14 protein-coding genes are annotated in these 16,937 nt (G+C 39.2%); all 14 read right to left on the reverse strand.

Annotated elements, in window-relative coordinates; all coding sequences use genetic code 11:
* Window positions 1-135: 135 nt before the first annotated feature.
* The gene (gene liaX, locus IGJ95_RS09835) at window positions 136-1,707 is read right to left on the reverse strand and encodes a daptomycin-sensing surface protein LiaX (RefSeq protein WP_438761808.1); all 1,572 of its coding nucleotides are present in this window, start codon (window positions 1,705-1,707) and stop codon (window positions 136-138) included.
* A gap of 111 nt (window positions 1,708-1,818) precedes the next feature.
* Window positions 1,819-2,577, reverse strand: a complete 759-nt coding sequence (locus tag IGJ95_RS09840; protein ID WP_438761810.1) for a YibE/F family protein — start codon at window positions 2,575-2,577, stop codon at window positions 1,819-1,821.
* On the reverse strand, window positions 2,577-3,623 hold the full coding sequence (locus tag IGJ95_RS09845) for a YibE/F family protein (protein ID WP_010734923.1): 1,047 nt from the start codon (window positions 3,621-3,623) through the stop codon (window positions 2,577-2,579). The genes IGJ95_RS09840 and IGJ95_RS09845 overlap by 1 nt, the downstream gene beginning before the upstream one ends.
* A 467-nt stretch (window positions 3,624-4,090) precedes the next feature.
* On the reverse strand, window positions 4,091-4,777 hold the full coding sequence (gene phoU, locus IGJ95_RS09850; RefSeq protein WP_010734921.1) for a phosphate signaling complex protein PhoU: 687 nt from the start codon (window positions 4,775-4,777) through the stop codon (window positions 4,091-4,093).
* Window positions 4,778-4,789: 12 nt separating this feature from the next.
* Window positions 4,790-5,548, reverse strand: coding sequence for a phosphate ABC transporter ATP-binding protein PstB (gene pstB / locus IGJ95_RS09855; protein ID WP_010734920.1), 759 nt, complete (start codon window positions 5,546-5,548; stop codon window positions 4,790-4,792).
* A gap of 15 nt (window positions 5,549-5,563) precedes the next feature.
* Window positions 5,564-6,370, reverse strand: coding sequence for a phosphate ABC transporter ATP-binding protein PstB (gene pstB, locus IGJ95_RS09860; RefSeq protein WP_010734919.1), 807 nt, complete (start codon window positions 6,368-6,370; stop codon window positions 5,564-5,566).
* Between the two features lie 14 nt (window positions 6,371-6,384).
* Window positions 6,385-7,269 (reverse strand): phosphate ABC transporter permease PstA, encoded by an 885-nt coding sequence (gene pstA / locus IGJ95_RS09865; protein WP_010734918.1) that lies wholly within the window; start codon window positions 7,267-7,269, stop codon window positions 6,385-6,387.
* Window positions 7,269-8,189 (reverse strand): phosphate ABC transporter permease subunit PstC, encoded by a 921-nt coding sequence (gene pstC, locus IGJ95_RS09870; protein WP_034687410.1) that lies wholly within the window; start codon window positions 8,187-8,189, stop codon window positions 7,269-7,271. The genes pstA and pstC overlap by 1 nt, the downstream gene beginning before the upstream one ends.
* A 115-nt stretch (window positions 8,190-8,304) precedes the next feature.
* Window positions 8,305-9,159, reverse strand: coding sequence for a phosphate ABC transporter substrate-binding protein PstS (locus IGJ95_RS09875; RefSeq protein WP_010734916.1), 855 nt, complete (start codon window positions 9,157-9,159; stop codon window positions 8,305-8,307).
* Window positions 9,160-9,506: 347 nt separating this feature from the next.
* The gene (gene cls / locus IGJ95_RS09880) at window positions 9,507-10,955 is read right to left on the reverse strand and encodes a cardiolipin synthase (RefSeq protein ID WP_010734915.1); all 1,449 of its coding nucleotides are present in this window, start codon (window positions 10,953-10,955) and stop codon (window positions 9,507-9,509) included.
* Window positions 10,956-11,180: 225 nt separating this feature from the next.
* The gene (gene ftsX / locus IGJ95_RS09885) at window positions 11,181-12,065 is read right to left on the reverse strand and encodes a permease-like cell division protein FtsX (RefSeq protein ID WP_306795955.1); all 885 of its coding nucleotides are present in this window, start codon (window positions 12,063-12,065) and stop codon (window positions 11,181-11,183) included.
* Window positions 12,058-12,744 carry a cell division ATP-binding protein FtsE gene (gene ftsE, locus IGJ95_RS09890; protein WP_010734913.1) on the reverse strand — a complete coding sequence of 229 codons (687 nt, stop codon included), beginning with the start codon at window positions 12,742-12,744 and terminating at the stop codon, window positions 12,058-12,060. Before ftsE ends, ftsX begins: the two co-directional genes overlap by 8 nt.
* Before the next feature lie 110 nt (window positions 12,745-12,854).
* Window positions 12,855-13,953, reverse strand: a protein-coding gene (gene prfB / locus IGJ95_RS09895) for a peptide chain release factor 2 (RefSeq protein ID WP_194928335.1) whose coding sequence is annotated in 2 segments (ribosomal slippage) — window positions 12,855-13,880 and window positions 13,882-13,953 — 1,098 coding nt in all. Because the reading frame shifts where the segments join, the coding sequence is not laid out codon by codon here.
* A gap of 382 nt (window positions 13,954-14,335) precedes the next feature.
* Entirely contained in the window at window positions 14,336-16,870 is a 2,535-nt protein-coding gene (secA, locus tag IGJ95_RS09900) for a preprotein translocase subunit SecA (RefSeq protein WP_010734911.1), read from the reverse strand.
* Window positions 16,871-16,937 lie beyond the last annotated feature (67 nt).

Genomic DNA, 16,937 nt, shown 5'->3' on the forward strand with positions numbered 1-16,937 from the left:
TCCTATTTTAATTGAAGAAAGATGCTAAAACAATCTTACTTCGGAAGATTTATTGAAATAATAAACCTATTGTTTGTTTCTTATAAGTATGATTTTCGCTTCGCCTTCCTCTTTCAGAAGGTCGAAGCGAAAAAATTATTTATCTGTATCTTTTAAATAGATACTACCAGTTGTAGTAGACAATTCAATTTTCGCCATTTCATTTTCAGAAACGCGACGGAATTCTAACATTTGATTCGTGCGCTCTTTCTTTTCACGGATCACTTCATAATCAGACAGGCGGCTATTGATACTGCCGAGACTTGTTTTTGCATGACCGTCCATACCGATGGTTGTTGGCAATGCAACTTTGACGTTACCATTGACTGAGCTTGCTTCGATTTTCTTCAAACGATCTTCTTTCACTGTCAAACGAACATCCCCATTGACTAATGAAATTGCTAAGTTTTCTGGTGTTGCGCCAAAAGTAACTGTACCGTTGACTGTTTCAATGATTGAATCTAAAATATCTCCATTACGGACATCGATATTCCCATTGACTCCACCAATCTCAAGCATCGTTGCAGCCATTTGCTCAACCAAGATATTACCGTTTGTTGATTTCATATAAATATCTTTTACATCTAAATCTTCAACTACAATATTACCATTGAGTAATTTGATTGCTGTATGGTCATACGTGCGTTTTGGTAAGTAGAAGACTAAATCGGCACGTACACGTTTGTTCGGGATTTGGAAAGAAATGTGTTCATCATTGACTTCGATTTGACTGCGTTCAGCAAAAGCTTCATAAGGCTCTGCACCCATTTTTCCATAAAGCTTGATTTTCGCTTCGACTTTTACGTCTTCGCTATCCCAAGTTTTCAAGGTGACATTCCCATTAGCCGCTTTGATGTCGATAATACTTGCTTGTGGCGCGCTATAGTAAAATTCGTGTTCAAATTTAGTTGTAGCGATCCCAGGTACTCGTAAACTGACATCTTTCCATTCCATATTATCATTCACTGTTACGGAAACATTTTGGAAGGTTTTCTTTAAGAATTTACCTAGTTGACTCCCAGCTTCAGTCATTTTTTCGCCGACTTGGTTCAATGTGTCATTTGCTTGTTCTTTCCAATCCTCTGGCAAGTCAAATTTCTCAGCAAAGGTGTCTTTTTTCTCAGACCATTGGCTTTTACGGATATCTTTTAATTCAGCTTCAAGCTTGATCCGCTCTTCAGATAAGAGATCTCCGGCTGCTTCAAGTTCTTTGACTTCTTGCTCCAATTGTTGACGTTGTGTCAATTCTTCTTCTGTTAGTTGATCCAACTCTTCTTTTGTATTCAATTGCATCAATGTTTCCTGTTTTTCATTGCGTGCAATTTTATTTTCAAAAAGTTTTGCGTTGACTTCATCTAAGTGAGCAGAAGTTTTGTTCGCTTCAGTCGCCAATTCATCTAAGATTTTTTCTAGATTCTCTTTGTCTTCTTGCTCTTTTTGTCTTGGATCTGGTTCTACTGCTTCACGTTCAGCTTTGCCATTTTCAAGTTCATCGATCAAACGACTTGCTTCATCTTTTTCTTTACGATCAGCATGTACACGATCTGCCTCTTTTGCGATTTGCTTTTCATCTTTTTCAGTTGCCATACTCTCCAATAGTTCTAAACCTTCTTCAGTTGAAAGGATGCCTTTTTTAACTAATTCTAAAATACGTTCTCTTTCTTTCATGGAAATTGCCTCCTTATAGCAAAAATTGTTTGCAAGCTTTTCCTTACATACATATTATGCAATGATTTGAAGAAAAAGTCATAGGACTTAAGTTGTAACTTTCTCTCATTCTTAGGATGATTTTTTCTGTCGAGTAAATAAAATTGAAGAAATGACTGATGTTATCGGTAAAACAAGGATCGCTGCGCTTGTCGTGACTACTACAGTTACATACTCCAAAACGAAAGTTTTTTCGTTGATCAACTGGCCAAAAGACAATTCTAGATCAATGAACCACAATATCAGGGCTAAACAATTTCCCATAAAAGCAAAAACCAAGGTCGTTACTGTTGTAGCTAAAATTTTTCTGCCGATCCGTATACTCGATTTTACTAATTCCCGATAGCTTTGTAATGAATCTGTCAGATATACTTCATACGTCGCACTAGCGATGGACACACTTGCATCTAATACGGCTCCACTCACACTGATCAATAAAATTGCTCGCGTCAATGCGAAAAAATCCAAGGGTACATGCAAATCGAACCCTGTCAGTTCATCTAATTCAATCCTTGTAAACCCTTGGATCGCTAATTCAGAAAGAAACGGCGTCACCACTAAGAAAGCCACTAAAAAAAGCAATACACTAAGAAAAGCTGCTTTCATCTTGAGATTATAGCCATTAACAAAAAACAATGTGACACTAGTGATCAATAAAAAGATCACGATGGCACTTGGTAATATTGGCAACCGAAAATGATAGAGGAGTAATAGAAGGAAAAACAACAGGACGTTGATGAACAGACCTAAGATCGTATAGAGCCCATTTTTCCCACCAACCAGTAAAATCAATAGCACTAAGAGAAGTGCTAAGAGCAAAAGTACATTCATCAAATCGCCCTCCGATACTTCAAATGGCCTAAATAGCATAAAAGTGTAATGGGAATCGAAAGGACAATGCCTAGACTTCCGCTGATCACACGTAGCAATTCCAACGAGAGATGTAGCTCAATCGCATCTCTCAAGGGCCAACCATTGTTAAAGTAAACAAGTAACATCGGGATCGTCCCACTGACGTATACGAATAGTAAGATATTCGTCATGGAGCCAATTACATCTTGTCCTACCATTTGACCAGACTGCCACAATCGTTTCATCGTTATTTTTGGTTTTTTATTCACCAACTCATCTAAAGTTGTCGTGACTGTGACAACTGTATCCAATACCCCACCTGTCATCCCTACTAATAAACTAGCTAAAAAAACGGAACGATACGGTCGAGTCAAGTAACTCATTTCCTCATAACGTAATCCTTGATCGTTCAAATAATCCATTGCGAACAAACAAATTAGAAAAGCTACACCTACACTCGTCATGGTTGCGACGATTTTTATCAGTCCACCTTGTTGCCAACCATCTAAGGCAAAAACGCAAATGACCGTTCCTAGAAAGACAAAAAGGACACTCGTCATCACCAAAGATATCCCTTGGATCTGCGTGAAACCCTGAAGAAGTAAAATCAATAACAAGAGATTGAGTCCTACACTGATCAAAGTGAATATGCCTGCTTTTCCGCCTACGAACAAGAGCGCACAGATAAATAAACTTGTAAAAAGGAATAACCAGCCGTCATTTTTTTTGCTGAGTATCTGCCATTCATCCCCGATTTTCCGTACGAGATAAAGTTGATTCGTCTTAGCTTTTGCATGTTCGATCTGATTTTCTTGGTGCGGAATAAACAGAGTGAGTTCTGTTCCTTTCGCTTGCGTATTCATCAATTCTCCTTTGATTACTTGTTGTTCATTTTCTAGCGATACTTGCTGTACTTGCATGATTGGGTCTTCGTACCATTCAGTGGCATGTTGGATTACCCATGCGGCCACAAAACAACTACAAAGAATCAAACATTTGATCAATAATCGATTTTTTTTGTACATACGCCTTCCTTTCTAAGGTTGTGAAAGAAGTGCTCAGCTCCGAGAAATAAGCGTGAAGAACCGAAAATTGTTCTTCAAATTTTTGGGGGTTCACGCTTATTTCTGAAGGAGCTACTTCTTGAACACCGTTTATTCTAAGGTTGTGAAAGAAGCGGTCAGTACTAAGGCATAAGGCAGAAAAATCGAAAATGGCTTTTTCATTTTTTTTTTTTTTTGACTTATGTCCGAAGTGTTGCTTCTTGAACACCGTTTATTCATTTTTAGAAGGAACAGGATATCTAATGTACCCGATCCTTAAAATTTATGAAATGGATAACAACAAACAATTAATCATCGCCAAATCTCGAATAATTGTCTTCTATATTAATAAAAAAGCCAACTTCCAAAAATATATCTCTCTTTTCGGAAGTTGGCGCTTATTTCTCAGAAATACTGATCAGCATTTGACAAAAATCAGCGAATGATTTTTATCTTTGATTAGTCTCTTCGTTATGATTTGTGTTCAACTCAGTGATTTTACCTGTAGCTAGATACACGATCCATTCACAGATATTTGTTACGTAATCACCGATCCGCTCTAAATAACTTGCTACGTTGACATAGTCCGTTCCACTGATAACAGTTTCGGGATTTGCTTGCATATTTTTGATCGTTGCATTGTAGATCCGATTGAATGATTCATTGACACGATGATCCATATTTGCAATCGTACGTGCATCCTTTTCATCTGTTTTAACGTAAGCGACTAAGACATTATCTACCATTTTTTTGACATAATCAGACATATCAGAGATTTCTTTTTCGATTTCAGGAATTCTTGTTTCTCCTTTAAGACGAATCGTTGACTTGGCGATTGATACTGCGTGGTCAGCCATACGCTCTAAATCTGAACTTGCTTTCATGACTGTGATGATCGTTCGTAGATCAGTTGTCACCGGTTGTTGCAAAGCAATCATTTCAAAACTTTTTTTCTCTAATCGTGTTTCCATATCATTGATTGTAATGTCATTTTCAATTACTTCTTTTGCAAGAACTTTGTCGTGTTTTGTATAAGAGCGCACTGATTTATGCACGGCATTACTAACCATCATTCCCATTTCGTAAAATTGATTATGAAGGTTCAATAATTCTTCTTCAAATTGTGTTCGTAACATCCTCTTTCCTCCTTATCCGAATCGTCCTGAGATATAATCTTCCGTTTCTTTTTTATCAGGATTCATAAATATTTTTTTCGTATTGTTGAACTCGATCAAATTGCCATCTAAGAAGAAAGCTGTTTTGTCTGAGATACGTGATGCTTGTGACATATTGTGAGTCACAATGATCATCGTATAGCGTTCTCTTAATTCTAATAACATACTTTCTATTTTACCAGTAGAGACTGGATCTAAGGCACTAGTTGGCTCATCTAATAAAATAATTTCTGGATTGACAGCTAACACACGGGCAATACACACTCGCTGTTGTTGTCCACCTGATAAAGACAACGCACTTTTATGCAATTTATCTTTGACATCTTCCCAAACAGATGCTGCTTTCAAGCTCTCTTCTACTACTTGGTCTAACACTTTTTTGTCTTTTTCACCTTTGATTTTCAACCCATAAATGACATTTTCATAGATGGAGAATGGAAAAGGATTTGGTTGTTGGAACACCATACCGATTTCTTTACGTAGTCCAACGATATCCGTTTTAGGACTGTAGATATCATTGCCCTTGTAAACGACACTACCAGTGATCGTTACACCTGGGATCAAATCATTCATACGATTCAATGAACGTAAATAAGTAGATTTCCCACAACCAGATGGTCCGATCATTGCAGTGATCTCGCCTTTATTGAAACTTAGATCAATGCCTTTCAAGGCTTCTTTTTCCCCATAATACAGATGAAGATCTTTTGATGAGATAATTTCTTTTGTCATAGCAAGTCCTCCGTCTTAACCAAAATGACCGGACACATAGTCTTCAGTTGCCTGAATCTTAGGTCTAGTAAATATCTTATTCGTCTTGTCATACTCGATCACATTTCCAAGATAGAAGAACGCAGTGTAATCGCTGATCCGGGCAGCTTGTTGCATATTGTGAGTCACAATAATAATCGTATAATCTTCTTTTAAGTTGACTAACGTTTCTTCAACAGTCCCAGTAGAAATCGGGTCTAACGCACTCGCTGGTTCATCAAGCAATAAAATATCTGGTTTCATCGCGATTGCACGAGCGATACAAAGACGTTGCTGTTGTCCACCTGATAACGCCAAAGCACTTTTATTCAAACTATCTTTGACTTGATCCCATAATGCCGCTTGCTTCAAACTAGTTTCGACGATCTCATCTAGTTTTTGTTTGTTTTTCTCACCATGCTGTTTCAAGGCAAACGTAATATTGTCATAGATTGATTTACTAAAAGGATTCGGACGTTGGAACACCATGCCGATTCGTTTGCGCATTTCGTAAACGTCGATTTGTGGTGCATTGACATCGACTTCTTTATACATGATCTTTCCAGTGATCTTCGTGTTTGCAATCCCATCGTTCATTCGATTCAATGAACGTAGATAAGTGGACTTCCCACACCCTGATGGTCCGATCAATGCAGTGATTTTATTCTTTTCAAATTCAAGATTGACACCTTTAATGGCTTCGTTATCGCCATACCATACATGCAAATCATCTGTATATAGCGCGATATCTTTTTCAGCGCCCATTTTGATGATGTTGGTTTCATTCATATTATATTCTTTCATTCTGCTTCTTCTCCTTAAGCTGAAGTCATTTTACGGTGCAGACGTTTTCCAATTGCTCGAGCACCAAAGTTGAATAGTAACACAGCGATGATCAATACTGCAGAAGCTCCTGCCGAAACGGAAACCCCATCGGGCATCGTTCCTTCTGTATTGATTTTCCAAATGTGGACAGCTAGTGTTTCAGCTTGTCGGAAGATACCGATCGGGCTGGAAATGCTAAATGGATTCCAGTTAGTAAAATCTAAGGCTGGCGCACTTTGACCAGCGGTATAGATCAACGCTGCGGCCTCACCGAAAATACGGCCAGAACTCAAGATGACCCCCGTCAAAATACCTGGTGTCGCTTCAGGAACAACGACACGAAGCACTGTTTCCCAACGAGACAATCCTAGAGCTAAACCAGCTTCGCGTTGTGTGTAATGAACTGCTTGTAAAGATTCTTCGACTGTCCGAGTCAATAAAGGCAAGTTGAATACGGTTAATGCCAAGGCACCTGAAATGATCGAGAACCCATATTGGAATTGGATAACGAAAACCAAGAAACCAAAGAGACCGACAACGACAGAAGGCAATGAGCTAAGAATCTCAATGGATGTGCGGATGACATCTGTCAACCAGTTTTTACCTGCATACTCAGACAAGTAGATTCCTGCACCCAGTGAAATCGGAAAACTGATGATCATTGTGATGATCAGTAAATAGATAGAGTTGAATAATTGGATTCCAATTCCTCCGCCAGTTTGATACGCTTTTGACGGTTCAGTCAAAAATGCCCAAGAGATATGTGGAATACCGCGAACTAAGATATAAAGAAGCAACGCAGCGAGGATCAGGACGATGATGCCTGAAATCACATATAAGACACCTGTTGCTATTTTATCAGAACGTTTTGCATTCATTATTTCAATTCTCCCTTCTTACCAATCAAGCGGATAACGATATTAAAGAATAATGACATCAAGAGTAGGATCAAGGCTAGAGACCACAACACGTTGTTTTCAACGGTACCCATGATCGTATTTCCGATACCCATCGTCAAGATCGATGTCAGCGTTGCAGCTGGAGTGGTAAAGCTTGTTGGCATCAATGCCGCATTACCGATAACCATTTGGATCGCTAAGGCTTCACCAAAGGCACGAGCCATCCCAAAGACGATAGCTGTCAAGATTCCTGGAATTGCTGCGCGTAAGACTACTTTATATGTGGTTTGCCATCTCGTTGCTCCTAATGCAAGAGAAGCTTCACGATAGTGTCTTGGTACGGCTTTTAACGCATCGACTGTCATCGTCGTAACCGTTGGTAAGATCATTACGAACAACACAAATGTTCCGGCTAAAATACCAAAACCCGTTCCGCCAAAAATGCCGCGAATGAATGGAACGATGACGGATAGACCGATAAACCCATAAACAACTGAAGGAATACCTACAAGTAGTTCAATGACCGGTTGTAAAATCTTTGTTCCGTTTTTCGGAGAGATTTCTGTCATGAACACAGCTGCTCCGATGGCAAAAGGTGTTGCAATGATCGCAGATAAAAAAGTAACGATAAACGAACCCGCGATCATTGGTAGAGCTCCTACCATTGGTTTTCCATCCGGCCCGAGTGCGCTTGGATTCCAATTTGTTCCAAATAAGAAATCAAAAACATTGATTTTATCAACAAAAAAGGTCGCTAACCCTTTGCTGGCAACAAAATAAAATATTGCTAAAACAACCACTACAATCAATGCAATACATAAAAAGCTGATAAACTTTCCACGTTGTTCCATTTTCGAGCGCTTGGATTTAGTTACTAGTGCTTTTTTTACATCTTCCACAGATGATTCCTCCTTGGTCCTTTAACATACCTATACAGTCTACTAAGCGAATATCAATTTGATTTTAATAACATGTAAATTTTTTGCTAACTTTGTAAATTTTGTGTAAAGATGGTTAATTCACCACATTACCTTCCCAATCGCGTTCAACTTTCATACTCGACACTGGAATATAGCCTAAATCTCCAACGATATTTTTTTGCACTTCATCTGATAAGATATAAGCTAAAAAGTCTTTCGTTAATTGACTTGTCTCTTTTCGCGTATACATATGCTCATAAGCCCAAATCGTCCAATCATTTGTTGTGACATTCTTGTCTGTTGGCTCGACTCCGTCGATTTTCAGTGTATCCACATCTTTTGATACATAAGAGAATGCGACATAGCTGATTGCTCCTGGGGTATCCGCAACGATTTGACGGACCATTCCACTAGAATCTTGTTCTTGGGAACGAATCGCTGTTTCACCGTCTAAGACCCATTTTTCAAAAGTTGCTCTCGTTCCACTACCTGCTGCACGGTTCAAGATCACGATTGGCTGATCTTTCCCACCTAGTTGTTTCCAGTTCGTCAGTTCACCAGTAAATACTTTTTTCAAGTCTTCCATCGAAATGTTGTCAATGCCGACTTCTTTGTTGACAATTGGTGTAATGCCCACTACTGCTACTCGATGGTCAATCAGCGCGGACGCATCGATCCCTGATTTCTCCTCTGCGAACAAATCAGAATTACCGATCTCAACAGCACCTGATTGGACTTGCGATAAACCAGTACCACTTCCGCCACCTTGTACATTGATAAATTTGCCGGGATTTTCTGATTGATATGTCTCAGCAACCGTTTCAACTAAAGGTTGTAAAGCGGATGATCCCACCGCTGTGATCGATTCACCTTGGTCGACCAGGTTTGAACACCCAGACATTGTTATAAATAGTGCTATCATTGGTATTAATAATCGTAATTTTTTCATTAGAAATCTCCTTCAATCCTAAAGTATTTCCATTTTAACATTTTCACTATTACTTGAAAATCAATTGATTTTATTAAATAACAAATAATTTAATTTAATTAAAAAAAATACTATCTCAATAAATTTTTCTATGCTATACTGGCATTGAAATGTGTCTCTGTACCAAGCAAGCATTAACTTATTTCTTGCTTTCCCCAAAAAACAAGAAATACCCCAAAAGTTAATCCCCGCTCTTGCGAGACGCTTTCTCCATTTCTTGTAATAAAACTACAGAAATGGCCCCGATAGAAAAGGACATGAAAATCTGCTCTTATGAGTCTATTTCATGTCCTTTTTTGTTCAGTTTTTTACAAGAGTGGTGAAACAAGTCGAGCCAATCCCTCTTTTAGCTTGATCATCCAGCCCCGAGCCTCGTAACGTTCTTTTGTCAAACGCTCAGAAACTTTTGCATCTTCAAAAAATGCCCCTCGCACTTGAGTTGCGAGCCGTTCGTCATAGATCAGTGTATTGACCTCAAAATCTAAACGGAAAGAACGAACGTCGATGTTTGCTGAACCTACGGAAACGATTCCGCTATCGATGATCATTGTCTTCGCATGAATAAATCCATTTTCATAAGTTTCGATGACAGCACCATATTCGATCAATTCAGCAGCAAAAGAATACGTTGCCCAATACACTAATGGGTGATCTGGTTTATTGGGAATCTGCAAATGGACCTTCACACCGGATAGCAATGCCAATTTCAACGCTTCATGGATTGATTCATCTGGAATATAATAAGGCGTTTGGATCAAAATCTCCCGCTTGGCCAGTGAGATCATTTTAAGGTACGTCATTTTGATTTGTTCATGTTCTGAGTCTGGTCCACTCGTCACGACCTGTAAGGCAATCTCACCGGTTGATGCAATACTTGGGAAAAAGCGCGCCGCATAATGCACTTCTTTTGTATGTTGAGAATTCCAATCCATCAAAAAGCGATTTTGTAGCGCATAGACTCCTTCACCATAGATACGCAAATGATTATCTCGCCAATAACCAAATTTTTGTACGAGACCTAAATACTCATTTCCCACATTGAATCCACCTGTATAACCAATTTTCCCATCGATTACTACGATCTTTCGATGATTACGATAATTGATTCGCGGGTTCAGATAAGGAACAAAAAGCGGAAAAAAGAAAGCAACTTCTCCACCAGCTTCTTTTAACTCATGGAAAAACTTGGTTGAAACTTCCGTCGATCCCCACGCATCCAGTAAAACTCTTACTTGTACCCCTCTGCGAGCAGCAGAAGTTAATGCTTGGCAGACCTCGATCCCTAAGCTATCGCTGCGATAAATATAATATTGTAGATGGATGTGGTCAGTTGCCTGTTCAATATCCTCGATCAACCGGTCAAATTTTTCTCTGCCATCGGTGAACAGCGTCACATCATTGCTTGTGGTATACAGTGTGCTTTCTCCAACAGTTAACATATAAATCAACTGTTTGACATCCACTTGTCCAGTCGGAGGATGTGGGTATAATCCCCGCATCAATGCCTGTCGATCCTCTTCGATCTCTAAGTTCTTACCGATCTTTCCTTGAATCTTCAAATCAAATATCTTATCTTTTGAAATCCCACGTCCAAAGAAAATGTAAAGGAAAAAACCTAGTATCGGGATAAAAGTCAATACAAGTAACCATGCCCAAGTTTGAGCAGTTTCTTTTCTTTCGGTAAAAACGATCACTAAAGATAATAATGTGTTCGTAAGCAGTAAGATCGTCGAAAAATTGTCAAAAATAATATCCATTGCCTCACCTCTTATCCGGCTATCCTCCTTAGGATAGCGAAGTTGTTTTTTAAAGTAAAGAAAAACCACTGATTTGTCTACCAGAAAAACCGACTTCCTTAGAATACTATAGATAGACAGGAAAGAGTAAGTTTATTTTTCTATAAAATAGATTTTTCGAGAATGAAAATTTTTACAAAAAAAAACCAGCAGGATCGCTCCCACTGGTCTGCTTCATATCTTTGACTAAAATTTCAAGAATCTTCTCATTGAAATAATCGAACCTAATGAACCAATAATGACACCAATACCGGCCATCAATGCGTCGATTTTCCAAACGATATCCTGTGGCTGTATCAATGAGTAATTTGAACGCAACAAGGTTGGGTTGAGCAATTTGTAGATTTCCTGATACCCAAATGTGAAAATCAATACAGGAATAATGGCTCCAATCAAGCCGATCCAACCTCCTTCAAGGAAGAAAGGCCAACGGATATAGCCATTCTTGGCACCAACTAAACGCATGATTTGGATCTCTCTTTGACGTGAAATGATCGTGATACGAATCGTATTTGAGATCAAGAACATCGCGACAAATAATAGCAAGGCAGCTGCTGCTAATCCCCATGTACGTACTGCCGCAGCAATATCAAAGATTCGGTCAGACGAAGTGCCACCATAATCCGAACGGAAAACATTTTTCAACTTCGCGGCTTCTTCAGAAACTTCTTTAGTATAAGAAGGTTGTGTCGTTGTTACAACGTATACATCGTATAACGGATTGCCGTCTCCCTCAAACAAACTCCAAGAATCACCCATTTGATCCTGGATTTTCTTTAATTCTTGGTCTTTACTTGAAAATTCAACTTTGTTGACGTGTTCAAGTTCATTCAATTCTTTTTCGAGTGTTTTCATATCTTTCTCATTCGTCCCGATATCAACGAACACAGAAACATCTACGTTACCTTCGATGTCTTCGGCTAATTTAGTCGCATTCATGATGATTGCCATAAATACACCAACCAAAGTCAGTGTGATCGTCACCGCACTGATTGATGCGATGGTCATCCAACCGTTTCGTTTTAAACTTTTGATACTTTCTAATAAATGACGGAAAAAGGTTCTAATCATCGTATCCATATTCCCCTTCCGCTTGGTCACGAATAATCCGGCCATTTTCAATGGCGATTACGCGGTGACGAATTGTATTAACGATCGTACTGTTATGTGTAGCCATAACAACAGTCGTTCCTTGCGCATTGATCCGATCCAATAACTTCATGATTTCCCATGAGTTTTCCGGGTCTAAGTTTCCTGTCGGTTCATCTGCAATCAATACTTTTGGTGTATTCACGATTGCTCGAGCAATCGAAACACGCTGTTGTTCCCCACCTGATAATTCACTTGGGAAAACACGTACTTTATGTTTCAAGCCGACTAAGTCTAAAACTTCCATGACACGTTTTTTTATGTCACGAGGTTTTCTACCGATGACTTGCATCGCATATGCGACATTTTCATATACTGTTTTTCGAGGCAACAATTTATAGTCTTGGAAAACTACTCCGATTTCTCTACGTAAATAAGGTACTTCACGATCTTTGATATTTATCAGATCATGGCCAGCAACGTTCAATGTTCCTTTCGTTGCTTTTTCTTCTCGGTACATCAATTTGATGAATGTAGATTTACCAGCACCAGATGGTCCTACTACATAAACAAACTCTCCTTGGTCAATGACGATCGAGAGATTTCGGATAGCTGTGGTACCATTTGAGTACTTCTTCATTACATCCTTCATTTCAATCATGGCGTTCTCTCCATATCTTTTCAGTCTTTAGTCATTATAGCATGGGAATGTTTCAGCTTGCTTTCGAAATCTTACAATTTTATTTCAATTTACTACTAATCGTAAGCATACTATATATGCATTTTTAAATAGCCATCGATGAATGGGTCTAACTCGCCATCCATCACCGCTTGGACATTTCCAGTTTCCACATTGGTCCGATGATCTTTGACCATCGAATACGGATGGAAAACATAAGAACGGATCTGTGAGCCCCAGCCGATTTCCATTTGTTCCCCACGTAATGCAGCTGCTTCTTGTTCTTTCTTTTCAACTTCCAATTGATAAAGTTTCGCTTTCAGCATCCCCATCGCTTGTTCACGGTTTTTTAATTGTGAGCGTTGTGCCTGACTGGCAACGACCGTTCCTGTTGGCAAATGCGTGATCCGTACAGCAGATTCTGTTTTGTTGATATGCTGTCCACCCGCTCCACTTGCTCGGTAAGTGTCGATCTTCAAATCATCAGGATTGACCTCGATGTCGATCATGTCATCTAATTCTGGCATGACATCGACCGAACAAAATGACGTATGTCGGCGTTTCGCCGAATCAAATGGCGAGATCCGAACAAGACGGTGAACGCCTTTTTCTGATTTCAGATAACCATAAGCATTATTCCCTTTGATCAATAATGTCACACTTTTGATTCCAGCTTCATCACCAGCCTGGTAATCTAACATTTCCACTTGGTAGTTGTGTTGCTCTGACCAACGGGTGTACATTCGTAACAACATACTTCCCCAGTCTTGAGATTCTGTTCCCCCAGCACCTGGATGCAGCTCGACGATGGCGTTATTGCGGTCATAAGGTCCGTCTAGTAACATGGCTAATTCGTAAGTCGTCATTTTTTCAGCTAACGCACTGATTCGCTCTTGTGCTTCTTCTTGCATTTGCGCATCTGGCTCTTCTTGTAACATTTCCACCATCAATTCTAGTTCTTCTAGCTCTTGTGCGAGTTCATTGAACTGATCATAGGTTTCTTTGTTTGCATTATTTTCATTGATCACTTTTTGTGCAGCTTCACTATCATCCCAAAAACCTGGTTCAGCCATTTTTGCTTCTGCTTCAGCAATATCTTCTTCCAGCTGATCTAAGTCAAAGAGACCCCCTAAAACTTGTGACTTTCTCTTGCATTTCGGTTAGGAGGTTTCGAATTTCAGAAATTTCCATTTCGATTTCCTTCTTTCTGTCTAATCTTCATTGTTTAGTCTACCAGAATCTTGAACGAACAGAAAGAATAAGATGCGACAAGCTTGCCACTTTCCCTTTTTCATTCCGTTCTTAATGGTAGTGTGTCCCAAAAGTAACCTCTTCGGAAATAAGGTGGAATCCACAAAAATTCAACGAACGATTTTTGCGGATTCCACCTTATTTCTTGAGGCTCAGTACTGCTTGACCTCAGGGAAGTCATAAAACAAAAAATAGTGCTTTAAGATTCCCTATCTATTTTAGTTTGTGAAAAGGAACGATCACTCTCATATGAGGGGAGTTCCTTTTCTGAATTGATCAAATCTTATTGTTCAGTATGAACGATTTCTTTCAATAGGAAAGATTACATTTCATTCTTGCCGTGACAATTTTTGAATTTTTTACCACTGCCACATGGACAAGGGTCATTACGACCAACTTTATTGACACTGACAGGCTGTGATTTCACATTCAATCGACTGTTTTCTTTCGCGCCGCCTTCTGTTGGTTGAACAGGCTGTCCTTGAGACACTTGTTCACGTTGGACGTTTTGACGGATCTCTGCTTTCATAAAGATACGTGTTACTTCGTATTCGATTGCACCAATCATGTCTTCAAACATTTTGTAGCCTTCTGTTTGATATTCGACAAGTGGATTGTTTTGTCCGTAAGCACGTAGTCCGATCGATTGACGTAATTGATCCATTGCATCGATGTGGTCTGTCCATTTTGAATCGACAACACGTAAGATCACGACTTTTTCAAACTCAAGTAATTGCTCAGGTCCATTTAGTTGTGAAGCTTTCGTATTAAAGATTTCTTGTGCTTTTTCATTTAAGAATTCTTTGATTTGTTGCGGTGTCTTGCCTTCTAGATCAGCCAATGAAATACTGTCTTCATGAACAAGTGTACTACCAGCAAAGTCAACGATCCCTTCAAGGTTCCAGTTTTCCTTTTCAAGTTGAGTATGTGCATCTACTACTCGACTGATCGTTCGTTTGACCATATTCATCAATGGTTCAGATAGACTTGTTTCTTCCATGATGACGTCTTGACGTTGTTTATAGATGACTTCACGTTGTTCACGCATCACGTCATCGTATTGAAGAACGTTTTTACGTGTGTCGTAGTTGTTTCCTTCTACACGTTTTTGCGCAGATTCAACTTGTTTCGACAACATCTTACTTTGGATCACTGCATCTTCTTCACCGATCTTCATGCGTTCCAAGAAAGCTTTGATTCGTTCTGAACCGAATCGTTTCATCAAGTCATCTTCAAGAGACAAGTAGAATTGTGACATCCCTGGATCTCCTTGACGACCGGCACGTCCACGTAACTGGTTATCGATACGTCTTGATTCGTGACGTTCTGTACCAATAACGGCTAATCCACCCAACTCACGAACACCTAGACCTAACTTGATATCCGTACCACGACCAGCCATGTTCGTTGCAATCGTAACTGCTCCTTTTTGACCAGCATTCATGATGATCTCGGCTTCTTTAAAGTGGTTTTTGGCATTTAGTACTTCATGAGGTACGCGTTCTCGGTTCAATAAATCAGAAAGCAATTCAGACGTTTCAACAGCGACAGTACCTACAAGAACAGGTTGTCCTTTACGGTAACGATCTTTGATATCTTGAACGACTGCATTGAACTTGCTTGTCAATGTCGGATATAACAAATCTGGACGATCATCACGAATGACCGGACGATTTGTAGGGATTTGAATGACTTGGATGTTGTAGATTTCTCTAAACTCTTCTTCTTCTGTCTTCGCTGTCCCTGTCATACCAGATAATTTCTTATACATACGGAAATAGTTTTGGAATGTGATCGATGCCATCGTTTTTGTTTCATCTTCGATCTCCACGCCTTCTTTGGCTTCAATCGCTTGGTGCAAGCCATCAGAATAACGGCGTCCATCCATGATACGACCAGTAAATTGGTCAACGATCATTACTTTTCCATCTTGGACCACATAGTCGATATCTAAAATCATGATATAGTTTGCGCGTAATGATTGATCGATATGATGCGTTAAAGCAGAATTTTCGATATCATATAAGTTATCTAAACCAAAAGTTTCTTCGGCTTTTTCAATTCCCGCTTCAGTCAAGCTGATCGTTTTTGATTGAACATCGATTTTATAATCTTCTTCTTCTTTCAATCGTTTGACAAAGTTATCAGCACGCGTATATAACGCAGTTGACTTTTCTGCTTGTCCAGAAATGATCAATGGCGTTCTTGCTTCATCGATCAAGATCGAATCGACTTCATCGACGATTGCATAGTTCAATGGACGTTGTACCATTTGATGACGATAAACGACCATGTTGTCTCTCAAATAGTCAAACCCTAGCTCGTTGTTTGTACTATACGTAATATCACAATTGTAGGCTTCACGTTTTTCATCTGCTGATTTTGAATTGATATTCAAACCAACTGTCAAACCTAAGAAGTTGTATAACTCACCCATCTCATTGGAGTCACGGGTAGACAAGTATTCATTGACAGTAACTACGTGAACGCCTTCTCCCGTCAAAGCATTTAAATAAACAGGCATCGTAGCAGTCAAGGTTTTCCCTTCACCGGTACGCATCTCTGGAATATTTCCATCATGAAGTACGATCCCCCCCATCAACTGCACAGGGTAAGGGTACAATCCTAATACGCGTTTTGCTGCTTCACGAACGACTGCGAAAGCTTCTGGTAAAAGTTGATCTAATGTTTCCCCTTTTTTATATCTTTCCTTAAATTCGGTTGTCTTTGCTTGTAATTGTTCATCTGTTAATGCTGCCATATCATCAGCATGAGCTTCGATTTTTTTTACAATACTTTCTAAACGTTTTAGTTCTTTCTTATCATTTTCGATAATCGAACGAATAAAATTGGCCATGCGTTGTTTAATCTCCTTTTATATAATATCCAAACTATGTAGACTCTGTTTCTTATTTTATCATTAG

This window comes from Enterococcus sp. AZ156 (assembly GCF_051714165.1).
Taxonomy (GTDB): domain Bacteria; phylum Bacillota; class Bacilli; order Lactobacillales; family Enterococcaceae; genus Enterococcus_B; species Enterococcus_B pernyi.

Bases quoted from the DNA above. Each gene is read 5' to 3' on its own strand.
- liaX (WP_438761808.1), bottom strand. From the start codon at position 1,707: ATGAAAGAAAGAGAACGTATTTTAGAATTAGTTAAAAAAGGCATCCTT.
- IGJ95_RS09840 (WP_438761810.1), bottom strand. From the start codon at position 2,577: ATGAATGTACTTTTGCTCTTAGCACTTCTCTTAGTGCTATTGATTTTA.
- IGJ95_RS09845 (WP_010734923.1), bottom strand. From the start codon at position 3,623: ATGTACAAAAAAAATCGATTATTGATCAAATGTTTGATTCTTTGTAGT.
- phoU (WP_010734921.1), bottom strand. From the start codon at position 4,777: ATGTTACGAACACAATTTGAAGAAGAATTATTGAACCTTCATAATCAA.
- pstB (WP_010734920.1), bottom strand. From the start codon at position 5,548: ATGACAAAAGAAATTATCTCATCAAAAGATCTTCATCTGTATTATGGG.
- pstB (WP_010734919.1), bottom strand. From the start codon at position 6,370: ATGAAAGAATATAATATGAATGAAACCAACATCATCAAAATGGGCGCT.
- pstA (WP_010734918.1), bottom strand. From the start codon at position 7,269: ATGAATGCAAAACGTTCTGATAAAATAGCAACAGGTGTCTTATATGTG.
- IGJ95_RS09875 (WP_010734916.1), bottom strand. From the start codon at position 9,159: ATGAAAAAATTACGATTATTAATACCAATGATAGCACTATTTATAACA.
- cls (WP_010734915.1), bottom strand. From the start codon at position 10,955: ATGGATATTATTTTTGACAATTTTTCGACGATCTTACTGCTTACGAAC.
- ftsX (WP_306795955.1), bottom strand. From the start codon at position 12,065: ATGATTAGAACCTTTTTCCGTCATTTATTAGAAAGTATCAAAAGTTTA.
- ftsE (WP_010734913.1), bottom strand. From the start codon at position 12,744: ATGATTGAAATGAAGGATGTAATGAAGAAGTACTCAAATGGTACCACA.
- secA (WP_010734911.1), bottom strand. From the start codon at position 16,870: ATGGCCAATTTTATTCGTTCGATTATCGAAAATGATAAGAAAGAACTA.